We start from the raw sequence: 12,736 nt of genomic DNA, 5'->3' as shown, positions 1-12,736 counted from the left end.
CTGGCGTTATTGCACCTGTTGAGCATCCAAAATCCTAATGATGATAACAGCCGCTTCTGCGCGGGTGCTGAATGCCTTCGGCTTCAGCGTACCGTCTTCGTAGCCCTTCAGCACACCCTTGGCGGTCAAAGCCATAAGCGGTCCTTGAGCCCAGGCGGAGACGTCGCCGCTGTCCTTATAGTCCAGTCCACTGTTGGCAGGTGCCAAATGTGCGGCACGAGCCAGGATTGCGGCCATTTGTTCCCGGGTGATGTTGTCATACGGGCCGAAGGTTCCGTCCTCATAGCCGACTACAATCCCTAGTGCGGATGCTATTGCAATTGCATCCTTCGCCCAGTGGCTGCCGGTATCGGAGAACCCAGCTCCGCCTGTTGCCGTCAGGTGGAAAGCTCTGACGATCATGGATACGAACTCGGCTCTTGTTACAGCTGCTTCAGGCCGGAATGAACCGTCTTGGTAACCGTCGATCACACCGGCCTTCACAAGGGCTTGGATCCCTGCTTCGGCCCAGTGTCCTTTAATATCAGTTAAGGCCGGAACCTCGACAGGCGCGGACTTTTCTGCCGCCAATACCGCAAACTTGGTGAAGTGCGTCACACTGCCGGAAACGGTACCTTTCTCCCGGTCGACCTTAATGTCGTCCAGTTTGACCCACTTGCCGATCTCTTCATTGTACCAGTACAGTGCCACCTCATGCTCATCATCCAAAAAGCTAGTGTTGAACGGAAGGGTAATCGTGACTGATTTCTGGAACGGTCCTGCCACGTCCTTGGTAATCTCATACACATCTCCGGCCAGCTTCAAATTCGGGTCGGTATTCAGCTTTGAGGGATCGCTCAGCTTTTTGACGACCACGATAATATCTTTGCCACTTGCTCCGGCCGGCAAATCAATGATCGCCCCATTTTGTTCGACCTTGCCGCCCTTTTGGTCGTCCATTTTAAAGAATCCGTCCGGTGTGGGGGTCGAGGTAGAACCGCTCTGGGACGGTGCAGGCTTCGGCTCAAGCGTCAGAACGCCGAATCTCGAGGTATTCTGATAGGATTGACCTGTCGGGTCGTTCCATGAAAATACGCTTTCCCGGCTTCCACTGTCCTGAGCATTATTGACTTGGAGGTCGAATCCGATCATGGTTCCTGCAGTAGGAGTGATCGTATCCAGCGCGATTGCCGTTTCTAAAACGTAGCCTCCATCAATGAGTTTGGTGGCCGATGTATAGTTGTCTTGGGTTGCATGACCGCCAACGGTCTTCACGTTCTTGAAGTTGATTCGGTATTGGCCGTCGTCGATTTGGTAGCTATCCGTTTTTCCGTTGTTTTGGTCAACGAAGATTTCAATCGAATCCTGCTCCCATGGGTTCGCGTTAGCATCGTTCAATTTGCTATCTTGCACGACGGCATAAACATAAAGTTTATGTTCATCCCACATCGTACGGATTTGAGCTTTGGCGACTGCGTTGTTATGTTGTTCTACCATGACGTCGGTGGAATAAACCGGTGCGTCCGCCCACGTGCTGTCCAGTTCACCGTCGATGGTGGGGGTTCCGTAAACAGCTTTTCCCGCCTTGGTAGCATCGATATAAGTCAAGACCCCGTAACCTGCTGTATCGCTGTCTTGGACGTTCCGAGGATCGCTCCAGGAAACGATGACGCCGTTGCTGCCATGCTCTGTACCGTCATTAGTTCCCATGTCGGTCACTCTTACGTCAAACTTCACTTGCTTTCCTAAGGTGCCTGCCAATGGGATCGATGCTTGCAGTACATAACCGTCGATGGTTTCGGTAATATGAGCATCATTTCGTGCGAATGTATACTTCTGGATTCCATTGTTATCTACGAAGAGATCGATTTTATCCGTTGCGGTTTTGGTACTGTCTTTGACCGCTACACGGGCATATAGGTTATGGTCATCCCACAACGTTTTCACTTGAGCCTGCAGCGTACCTGCTTGTTGGGTCTTGATTGTCGGAATCGTATTCCAAACCGAATCCGAAGCATTTGCAGGTGTGCCTTGAGCCGTAAGTGCTGTTTGTAGAGTTATGGGAAGATGGGTAGGCGTCAGCGTCTTTACTGCCTCAATCATTCCCCAATAAGCATATTTGGCTTGATACTGTACGTCGAACGGAAGTGGGGCATCTTTACGGATGATATTATTGAAGTTGTCCAGCCAGGTATGATCGTCTGCAATCCCCCATAGCGTAACATTGCTGATCCATCCGTCAGGATTATATGCTGAAGTGTTCGGGTCGGCATGTTTGCCCTCGTTGTCCAGTCGAACCAGCTCTTGGAACAATTGTTTGTAGCGGTACCCTTGTTTAATAAGCATGTTCTCATCAAAGCTGGTTGTTGAGCTATCCGTATAAACGGAAACGTCAAGCTCTGTGATCTGATTGTCGAATCCGGCTTCTCCGAATTTCCGGATGGAATCGGAAACTTGTTCGATAGAGGGGCCGCCGATGCTGATGTGCGTTTGATGGCCTACACCGTCAATCGGAACTCCTTCGCCTTTCAGCTTCGTCGCCAAATTAAACAAGAAATCGCGTTTGACTGGATCCTGTGTACCGTAATCGTTGATATACAGCTTTGCGTTCGGGAACTCTTGCCGAGCAACTATGAAGGCTGTACGGATGAAGTCCAGGCCGGTCAGATTATACCACTCGCTCTTCCGCATGCCGTCCCGCTGTCCTGGGTCGATGACTTCGTTGACGACGTCGATGGCATTGATCGGTACTCCCATGTCAGTGAAGTGACGCGCAACGGTTTGGATATAAGTCGTGAGACGCTCAAGCACCAGCTGTTTATTCTCCGGTGTTGCTGCAAGCGGCTGGCCTTGGGCGTCCTTAAACATCCATTCCGCAGCCTGTGAATGCCAAGCAAGAGTATGCAACCGGAAATTCATATTGTGATCCTTGGCATACTGTGCAGTCTTGTCTGCTTCCGTCCAGTTCCATTGCCCTTCTGTCGGTTCCAGAGAGCCCGGCTTTGTGGCGTTCTCGGCGACGATGGAACTGTAGTGATAATCCAGAAGTGTGTGGACATCGGAAGTAAGCTGGTCGCCAGCCACCGCAGCACCGATCTTGAAGTTATCCGCATAGACGTCCTTCAAATGATCAATATCCGTTTGAATCGGCTTTGGTCGGGCTACTTGGCCCACATTGGACAAATCGAAATCGTCCATATAGAAGGATCTTGCATCGCTATACTGGTCGGCTACTTCCACGTATGCATTTAAAACAGTCGGAGTGCTTGTTAATGTGAACGTGCCGGTCAACTGTACCCATTGATCAGATGTCACCGTCACGTTAGATGAAACATTGGCATAAGAACTGTCACCGCTTTGTACAGAGAGCCGCAATGCAGTGGGGGACTGCCCCGAAGCCATTTTTACCCATGTGGACAAATTGTATTTGTTGCCCACAGACATTTCCCCCAGGACGTTAAGCAAAGGTCCGTCATATCGTTCTGTTACCATGGTCAGCAAGCTCGTGGAGCCGCCGACGGTGTGATTGTCAACCGACGATATGCCGATATTGCCGGATCCGTTCCTACGTACCCATTCCCCCTGCCCGTCTTCAAAAGTAGATTGGATCCCCGGCTGATCAATCGACGTGGCGTCCGTTAGCGACACTTCATCAATATAGAGATCCTCCGTCGTGGTGGAATTATTCGACTCAACCCATATTTTGAACCCCGTGGTATCGCTCGGGAGCTGGTACCCCTTCAATTCAAAGGTGGTCCATTCTGTGGAACTAACCGATTTATCCCCTACCAGCCAAGGATATTGGTTAGTCAGTGAGGCGGCGGCGACATTAGAAGCGATATGAAAGGTGTCGGTTCCTGCTCCGAGTTTAAGCTTCAGTGATAAATCGTACGTATGGCCGGGTTTCGTCAACGAAGTCAAATCCAAGAACGGGCTGCTGTTAATTGCAGCACGGTTCGTCATCGCCAAGGACTTGGATCCTTCGGAATATGTTGCAGACGTTACGGCAATGCTTCCGTCCCCCATCCAAGGCACCTTTACCCAGCCGCCTGTTTGGCCATCTTCAAAGCTTTGGGACAAAACCACCGATCCGCTGGCTGCTGCCTCCAAAGGCGCTAGCAGCTGGGGGGCGATCATCCCAAACAGCAGCACGATTGCCATCCATACATTAATTTTCTTTCTCACAAGCATCCTCCTCTTTCTTGCAATCGCTTACAATCTTATTTCAATTTCATTTTACAACTTAGGTAATTGGCTTCACATACTCAAAATAAAGAATAATCCCCCCTCAATTATGGCGTAGAATGTATTAAAAATTAGTTCTCTTACTAATAAAAAGAAATCGTCCCAAAAGGTCATAAATTGACCTACGGGACGCCCCCTTTGTCGATGACTTACTGCTCCGCCTTGCTTAATTCCAACAGCCGGCTGACCGTCACAAGCTCATAGCCCTGGCCTTGGCCCCCGGAGCGGCGATGACGCTCCAGATCCAAAATTGCTTATCCGATTACACGCCAGAATGCTTGTTTAGGCTGAAACTCCCCATCGAACAGAAACGGCCAATTCTTTCGGCCACGAACTGGGAAGTTGTCCAACCAGGTATAGTTGTCAGCCGCTCCCCAGAACGTTACCGACGTAATGACATCCCGATATTCCTTAAAAAGCCCGAAGATTTCCTCGTACCGCTGCTGCTGCAGCTCCAACATTTGCTCGGTGGGCACCGTCAGATCGGTCCGTCTATCGTCAAAGTGGAACATGGAAAGATCCAACTCAGTGATGTGAAGCTCCAGATCGAGGGATGCGTAAAGCTCGATCGCTTGCCGGATTTCATCCAGGGAAGGACCATGGATGTTCCAATGTCCCTGCATGCCGATTCCGTGGATCGGAACCCCCTTCTCCTTCAAGGAACGGACGAGATTATAAATCTTATCCCGCTTGACCGGCTCTGTTTCGTTGTAGTCGTTATAGAACAGAAGCGCATTCGGATCGGCTTCATGTGCTGCCTCGAAGGCATGGCGGATATAATCCTCACCGAGAATCTCCAGCCATTTGGTACTTCGCATCACCAGTTCCGCCTTATCTTCGATCGCCTCATTGACCACGTCCCACGCATAAACCCTCCCCTTGTAACGACTGGCTACCGTACGGATATGCTCCTGCATCCGTAAGAGAACCAGTTCTCTGCTGGCTGGACCGCCGGAAGGGCTTTCAAACACCCAATCGGAGGTTTGATTATGCCAGACCATCGTATGCCCCCGGACGGCAATCCTGTTCTGCAAAGCAAAATCCATTATTTCATCCGCCGCCTCAAACGTATACCGATCTTCCTCAGGATGGATCTCCTCGAACTTCATCTGGTTCTCCGCGGTAATGCTGTTATAATGCCGGGCGATGAAATCCCCCTCGGATCGGATGGTCTTCGTGCTAACGGCGGCCCCGATTCTGAATATTCCGTTAAAAGCATCGTGCAAATTCGGTACCTTGTTGTTCATGGATTGGCAAGCCTCCTCATCATATCCTGTTTAAACAGGCCATCTATGTTATATGATATAGAATCTGAATACACTTACCATTCACAGATTAAAGGTCTCTCCCCCCTATTCTTAAAAAGCATTAAAAATTGGATGCAATGTTTCCAGTCACACTCATACAAGGATAAACGACTCCGTCGTCCTTCTAGGACGAGCGCGTTTGTCAAGGTAGATGCGAAGCAAAAGTATAAAACTTATACTTTCTTATCTACGCAAATAGACGTGTATCTCTTAGAAAAGAAATACACGTCCTTCGTAGAAGCGGTACAGACTATAGGATTCACTCCCTGTTCTTTTAGGCTTTGCTTAATTGTCTATACACGGCGGGCTTGTCGGACACACGTTTTTCAAACTCTTTGAGGAAATGATGATAGTTAGCGTATCCGATCTGCTCCGCGATCACGCGAATCGTTTCATCCGATTCATACAACTTTCGCTTCGCCTCATGAATGCGCAGGTCATGAATATACTCAATTATGCCTACGCCGCACCTCTTCATGAACGCTTGGCCTAAGTAAACCGGGTTCATAAAGAACCGTTCTCCGATATCTTTAATCGTTAGCGTTTCCCGATAATGTTCTTGGATATAACGCTCAATAACCCGAAGGGGATGGCCCGAGAATTTGTCTTTATGCTGCTTCAACTGGCTCAAATACTGCTGCATATATACCTGCAGGGATTCCTCCACTTCTTTTAAGGAACGATGCTCCCTTCTCAAAAAATCGCGAACACGAGGCAGTGCCTCTGAATCGATGCCCATCTCCCGCATGACGGCAGCGCTCTTCAGAACAATGCGGATGACCAACAAATGGACGACTTCCCGAGCCGTTTTGTTAGCAGACAGCATCACAAACATTTGTTTAATCAGCTCGCCAATCCGTTTCACCTGAAGCGCCTCGATCGCAATGTGAATGTCGTCTACGATAGAAACCGCATGGAGGTCATAGCTAATTTGCGTGAGATGAATCGTTTCGTAATCGAGTGGACCCCCTGATACATGAAAGAAATGATGCACGGATGCCTCTAGAGCACCTGTATACGAATCTGCAATATGTCGGAGGGAGTCCACGTGTGGTCCTATCGAAAGACAGCATTCGATACCGCGCTGACGAAGATCTTCATATACATGTTGAGCCCACTCCTTGATATCAGGGACAGACGGCATGACAAGCCCCTCCTGATTCCCAAATAAGTCAATGGGATAAACTTTCTGCGACTGTAAGTACCTCGCATCCAGTTCCTGCTCTGTGCCGCTCAACCATTCGAAATGGATATACCTCCATCCCTGATCTCCTATTACCAAAGGATTCAGTATCTCACCTACGGTCTCGTCCGTTGCCGAAATTTCTCCCCTAATTATCTGAGCAAGCATAGTCGGTACAAGACGATTAGCAACAAGGTCATTTCGTACCTTTTGCTGTTCTCGGTGCTGCAGCTCCTGAATAACAAGTTGAATGATAGCATCCCATTCCCTATCTAAAGCTGGTTTAAGCAAATAATGCTTAACCCCGTACCTTAGGGCAGATCGAGCGTATTCGAAATCGTTGTACCCGCTTAAAATAATGAATACCGGATCACTGCCTGCTTTTTGCACCCTTTCAATCAATTCTAAACCGTCAATCACCGGCATCCGAATATCTGTTACCACGAGATCGGGCTTGCAGGCTTCAATACAGGCCAATGCTTCTTCGCCATTCTCGCACATTCCCACAATTTCAAAGCCAAGCTCTTCCCACTCCATCATGAGCCTTATCCCTTCCAAGGCAAAAGGCTCGTCATCAGCAAAAATAACTTTATACATGTCCAATAGCCTCCTCCTGGTTCTTGATGAGACTCAAAGGGATTTGAATCGTAACACTTGTCTTTTCGAAGGGGATACTTTCAATATGGAAGAGAGAACGTTCTGCGTAAAACAGATTTAAGCGGCGGTACACGTTGCGAAGTCCGATGTTCTTGCCGTTGTCTTCTCCCTTAAATAGACTCTGAACAATCTCATCCAGCTTCGCACTGTTCATACCGATTCCGTTATCTTCGACCTTCATGAGCAAGTTCATTCCTGCTCTCTCTACAGATATTCGAATCCTGCGATTCCCTTTAACCGATTGAAGACCATGTTTGCAAGAGTTCTCTACGAGCGATTGAATACTCATCTTTGGGATCCGATACGCGAGAACAGATTCGTCAACGGACAATTCATAGTGAAACCGATCTTGGAATCGGAATTTCTCGATCTGGAGGTACATTTCGGTAAAGCTTAACTCTTCTTCTACAGTTACCAAGTCCTCTTTCCAGCTTAGCAGCCTTCTCAGAATTTGGGACAAGTTTTGTATGATTTCCGTCACATGCTCATAGCGATATTTCTTACAGACGACGAGAATCGCGTTTAACGTATTGAACAGGAAATGAGGATCTACCTGACTTTGCAAATATTTCAGCTCTGCCTGCACGCGTTCGAGCTCCAAATCTTTTTTTTGAATTTCGAGTTTGTATACGTCATTGATTAAATTGCGTATTTTCCCTGTCATCAGATTAAAGCTGCGAAGAAGATTGCCGATCTCATCTTTCCCTTCATACATCGTGATGGGTTCAAACCTCTCGTTTTTCACCAATTGCATATGTTTGGAGAGCTTTCTTACCCGGAAATTAAAGGAATGCATAATGATATAAATCAATATCGTCGGAATAATCGTAGAGATGAGTGTCAGCCATATAAAAAAGTGGATAACCCCTTTCCTCTCCTCCGCGATTCGACTTCCCTCCGGAATCCCGATCAGCCGCCAGTTAAGCATGTAACTGGCGGTACTGAGAGGACTGACGAAGCTATTCCCAGGTAAGCCTGCCAGCTGATTATCGCTAGATACAGGCAGGATCTGCAACAGAGGGTCAACACCTTTAAATGTACCTGCTGATTCCAAAACAAGCTGATTTTCCTCATCCACGAGCTTGATTTGCAAGTAATCGTGTTCTTTATCAAACAGCTCCAGCAGCTTATCCATCCGAATATCGATGCGCAGATATTTGGAGAATGCCATAAGGTCAGGGAAATTGTCCAGCTTCCGACTAATGCTGACATATACCAATTTCTCCTCGGGATTCATGGGATTCGTATCCAAATAAGCGGTCACTGTCACCTTATCTTTCTTTTCGTTCATCTTCTGGTACCATTTACTCTGCAGATCACTGGGCTTAAGCACAAAGTAACTTCCACCATTGGATAGTGTTGGGTTAGAGGTATACACGCCAATCCAAGATATATATGGGTAAATATTCGGATACTGACCCAATTTATCTCGGAGGTAACGATCGTATTCTTCGTAATAGGCGACACTATCAGAGTACGTATACTCAAGCATTTCATTAAAGACACGGTCAGCGGCTACGGCGTTGCCAATCACGACACCTTCGTTCACCATCTGCATGATTTCACTTCCGACCCGATTCAGGGAAATTCGCAAGTTATCTATCTCTCTACGTTCCGTGTTTTTGCTATCCTGCATGTAAAATAAACCGTTTATACACAAAATGGGAAGCAGCACACACATCAAGTAAATGATCAGAAACTTGAATTTCAGCGGAATATCATTAACTATACTTAACAGCTTCCATCTCCGGCTCATATGCGATCTCCTTGTCAGTTGTAGGTCATCCCTTTTTGTAGGCAGAGGGTAACAGGCCGGTAAGTGCCTTGAACTTGGTTACGAACTGTTCAGAATCTGAGTAGCCGACACGATCAGCGACATCGGATATTTTCAGTTCTTCACGACGAAGTAATTTTTTAGCCTCGTCAATTCGTACGACATGTAAATATTCATTGAAGGTGAGGCCAACTTGTTTCTTGAACCTCTGGCCAAAGTAGGCCGGATTCAGCCGAAAATGCTCTGCGACATGCTGGAGTTGCAGTTTTTCGCTGTAATGCGATTTGACGTAGTCTTCCGCTGCGGATATGACCGCATCTTGCCCTATGCCTTTCTTCTGGCCAATCCACTCTGCAGCTTGCAGGAATTCCTGCATGACCTTGCGTTCCAAGAGGCCAAGATCTGTTGGCACGTATGATGCAAACCAATTCGGCGCTAACACATGCTCACCTCCGGATTGGGTAACAACCTTAAGAATTTCAAGCTTAATGTTGCCTAAATAAGCGCTCACCCAAGATCCGGAGACGGACTGCCTCGAAAGAGCGATGAATAGGTGGTGCACGTGGGTTCGCACCGTTTCTGGACACCCACTCCCGACGGCAGCTAGGATGGATTCCGTCATTCCAACAAAGGCAGGCAGCGTCTCCGCTGACCACTCTCCTTGATAGATGTAAATCCCTTCCGTTCCAGAAGGGAACTTGCACATTTCGGCCAAAAGTCCCTCACGGAATGCTTCTTTTAACGCATGCGGTCCCTTGTGTTCGCCGCTTACTGAAAACGAGAGCGCTCTGCCCCAATTATTTCGTACACTGGCAATTAGCTCTGTAATCATTGCGGGAGAAAGATCGCGCTCCTCTGGCCCCGAGACCAGCAAGAATCCATGTCGTTCTTTGCCTACCCCAAATGGAAGTAAAGTCGCTTGAGGAAGCTTGATCCTATCCACAATAACCTGTATCAGGTCCGATTGGACATGAGCCTGAAAGTCAGGTTCAAGTAAGATGCAGCGGAAGCTTGAATATTCATGAAGATCTAACAAAGCATTCGCTTGCTCAATCCATTTCTGCCTGATTTCTCCCTGCAATAACCTTGAAATCGTTTCCAATCGTAAGCAATCCAAGGCAGCGCTTTCGTACTGGCTGTGAGCTTCACGCTCCTGGATCGTATTCGCGACCGCTTCCACCGCAGCTATAAGCTCATCTTCAATTAAAGGCTTCATCAAATAATTGGCCACACCATGTCGCATAGCTCTTTTGGCATATTCGAAATCCGCGTATCCGCTCAAAATAATAAATTTCATTTCAGGATACAGGCAGGAAGCTTGTTCAATCAATTCCAAACCATCTATGACAGGCATTCGAACATCCGTCAGCACCAAATGAGGCAGGGTCGACGCCATCATGGCCAATGCGTCTTCGCCATCCGGCGCTTCCCCGCATATTTCAAAGCCTAGCTTATTCCAATCAATCATTGACCGCAATCCCTCTAGCATATAGGGCTCGTCATCGGCAAACATGACCCTTAACATGGGAAACACCTCATTTCAGGGAGTAGATATGTCTATTATAAAGGAAAGGATCGGCCTAAATAAAGCAAAAACCGCCCCAGCTCCGAGCTGAAACGGGAAATGATTATCCTCATAGTTTATTCCTTCCTACTCTTTGACGCTTCCAAGGTTCATGCCGACGATAAAATACTTTTGCAGAAAAGGATATACGAATAGAATCGGAACCGCCGCCACAATCGTGATCGCCGAACGTATGGAAGCAGGCGTAACCATGGCCTTCGTTTGATTTGTGTTTGCCCCTGCCATCAGACCGGGATCGTTGTTGCTGCTCATCGTTGATCCAAGCAGCTTCATCATTTCGTACTGAAGTGTACTCAGCTTCAAATCAGACGAAGCATATAGGAACGTATCGAACCAGGAATTCCAAGAGCCAACTGCAATAAACAAGGCGATGGTCGCTAGTACAGGCGTACATAGCGGGAATATGATGCGTATAAATATGGTGAAATCACCGGCTCCGTCCATTTTCGCAGACTCAACCAAGCCTGATGGAAGCGTTCGAATATACGTCCGAATGACAATGAGATTAAACGCATTCACCATTCCTGGGAGCACATACACCCAGAAGTTATTCAGAAGTCCCAGGCTTTTGATCAGAAAGTAGTTAGGAATAAGTCCTGCATTAAAATACATCGTCAACACAAAAATTAAACCGATGATTTTACGAAAGATATAGTGAGGCTGTGCTAGTGTATACGCTAACATGGTGGTAAGGAATACACCTATCACCGTCATTGTAATCGTACGAGCGACTGAAATCCACGCCGCATGGTAAATCGTACCGGAAAGGAAAATCGCCTTATAATTTTGCAATGACCATGAACGTGGCCATATATAGATGCCTCCCCGAAGCGCATCATTGCCCTCATTGAATGAAATCGTTAGTGTATGGAGGAACGGATATAAGGTTACTATAGCAAGAACGAGCATGAAGATGCCGTTAATCGTATGGAACAGAATCGGCTCCATCCGAATTCTGCGTGCAGTCGTTGTTCCCATCGTCATCTCTCCTTTATATCAACCGCTCTTCACCAAGGCGCTTGGCGGTAGAATTTGCAATTAGAATAAGGATTATGCTTACAACTGTTTTGAAAATACCTGCCGCAGTGGCCAGCGAATAGTTGCCTTGAGCAATCCCGTACTTTAGAACGAAAATATCAATCGTTTGCGACCAGTCGACGACCAATCCATTGCCGAGCAGGTACTGAATTTCAAAGCCTGCATCCAGAATATGTCCGATGTTCATGATTAATAGAATGATAAATGTCGACTTGATCCCAGGCAGTGTGACGTAAAGGATCTTCTGGTAACGGTTTGCACCGTCGATCCCAGCAGACTCATACAGCGACGGATCGATCGAGGTGATAGCTGCAAGGTAAATGATGGTATTCCATCCCACCTCTTTCCACACATTAGACAAGCCCACAATCCCCCAAAAATATTTGCCCTGACTAAGCCACATCACAGGTTCATTAATGAGGTGCAGCTTCATCAACAACTGATTAATGATACCATCGTCGACGGATAGCGAAGTCGCTACAATACCCGCAGCAATGATCCATGACAGAAAATGAGGCAGATAAGAAATCGTTTGGATGGACCGTTTCCAGAAACGAACTTTAATTTCATTCAGTAAAAGAGCTAAAATAATGGCTGTTGCAAAGCTAAGAACCAAATTGATCATACTCATGGCAAGCGTGTTGCGAAGCACGGTCAAGAACGTATCATCTTGAAAGAGAAATTTAAACTGCTTCAACCCCACCCACTGCTGTTTGGAAAATTTCAAAGCCGGACGATAATTCTGGAACGCCATCAACCAGCCCCAAATCGGTACATAATTGAAAATCAGAATATAAATCACGATGGGAAACGACATCAGCATTAACTGCTTCTGATTTTTGAGCGTCTTCCAACTTAAACCGACGCCGATTTCCGGATCAATTTTTTGCTTTTTCGTTGGTCTTTTGGACAGTATGGTCTCGGCCATCGACATTCCCTCCTAGGAAGTAAAGCGGAGAAGACCCTGA

Annotated in this window: 7 protein-coding genes; all 7 read right to left on the bottom strand. The window is 47.3% G+C overall.

Annotated elements, in window-relative coordinates:
- Window positions 1–6 precede the first annotated feature (6 nt).
- Window positions 7–4,164, bottom strand: coding sequence for an endo-1,4-beta-xylanase (locus AC58UU_RS03050; protein ID WP_497312836.1), 4,158 nt, complete (start codon window positions 4,162–4,164; stop codon window positions 7–9).
- Between the two features lie 314 nt (window positions 4,165–4,478).
- Complete coding sequence (locus AC58UU_RS03045) at window positions 4,479–5,471, bottom strand: endo-1,4-beta-xylanase (protein ID WP_497312834.1); 993 nt, start codon at window positions 5,469–5,471, stop codon at window positions 4,479–4,481.
- A 334-nt stretch (window positions 5,472–5,805) separates the two neighbouring features.
- Window positions 5,806–7,311 carry a response regulator transcription factor gene (locus tag AC58UU_RS03040; protein WP_497312832.1) on the bottom strand — a complete coding sequence of 502 codons (1,506 nt, stop codon included), beginning with the start codon at window positions 7,309–7,311 and terminating at the stop codon, window positions 5,806–5,808.
- A complete protein-coding gene (locus AC58UU_RS03035) occupies window positions 7,304–9,127 on the bottom strand; it encodes a sensor histidine kinase (RefSeq protein WP_497312830.1) in 1,824 nt (607 codons plus the stop codon). Before AC58UU_RS03035 ends, AC58UU_RS03040 begins: the two co-directional genes overlap by 8 nt.
- A 25-nt stretch (window positions 9,128–9,152) precedes the next feature.
- Window positions 9,153–10,670: a response regulator transcription factor gene (locus tag AC58UU_RS03030; protein ID WP_497312828.1), complete on the bottom strand. Its 1,518-nt coding sequence runs from the start codon at window positions 10,668–10,670 to the stop codon at window positions 9,153–9,155.
- 126 nt (window positions 10,671–10,796) lie between these two features.
- On the bottom strand, window positions 10,797–11,708 hold the full coding sequence (locus AC58UU_RS03025; RefSeq protein WP_497312826.1) for a carbohydrate ABC transporter permease: 912 nt from the start codon (window positions 11,706–11,708) through the stop codon (window positions 10,797–10,799).
- 13 nt (window positions 11,709–11,721) lie between these two features.
- Window positions 11,722–12,696, bottom strand: a complete 975-nt coding sequence (locus AC58UU_RS03020; protein WP_497312824.1) for an ABC transporter permease — start codon at window positions 12,694–12,696, stop codon at window positions 11,722–11,724.
- Between the last annotated feature and the right edge of the window lie 40 nt (window positions 12,697–12,736).

It is taken from the genome of Paenibacillus sp. JT22N1 (assembly GCF_059692155.1).
This window is presented reverse-complemented; position numbering and strand designations above follow the sequence as displayed.

What these genes read in the sequence shown, in the direction of transcription:
- AC58UU_RS03045 (WP_497312834.1), bottom strand. Translation starts at nt 5,471, where the DNA reads ATGAACAACAAGGTACCGAATTTGCACGATGCTTTTAACGGAATATTC.
- AC58UU_RS03040 (WP_497312832.1), bottom strand. Translation starts at nt 7,311, where the DNA reads ATGTATAAAGTTATTTTTGCTGATGACGAGCCTTTTGCCTTGGAAGGG.
- AC58UU_RS03035 (WP_497312830.1), bottom strand. Translation starts at nt 9,127, where the DNA reads ATGAGCCGGAGATGGAAGCTGTTAAGTATAGTTAATGATATTCCGCTG.
- AC58UU_RS03030 (WP_497312828.1), bottom strand. Translation starts at nt 10,670, where the DNA reads ATGTTAAGGGTCATGTTTGCCGATGACGAGCCCTATATGCTAGAGGGA.
- AC58UU_RS03025 (WP_497312826.1), bottom strand. Translation starts at nt 11,708, where the DNA reads ATGGGAACAACGACTGCACGCAGAATTCGGATGGAGCCGATTCTGTTC.
- AC58UU_RS03020 (WP_497312824.1), bottom strand. Translation starts at nt 12,696, where the DNA reads ATGGCCGAGACCATACTGTCCAAAAGACCAACGAAAAAGCAAAAAATT.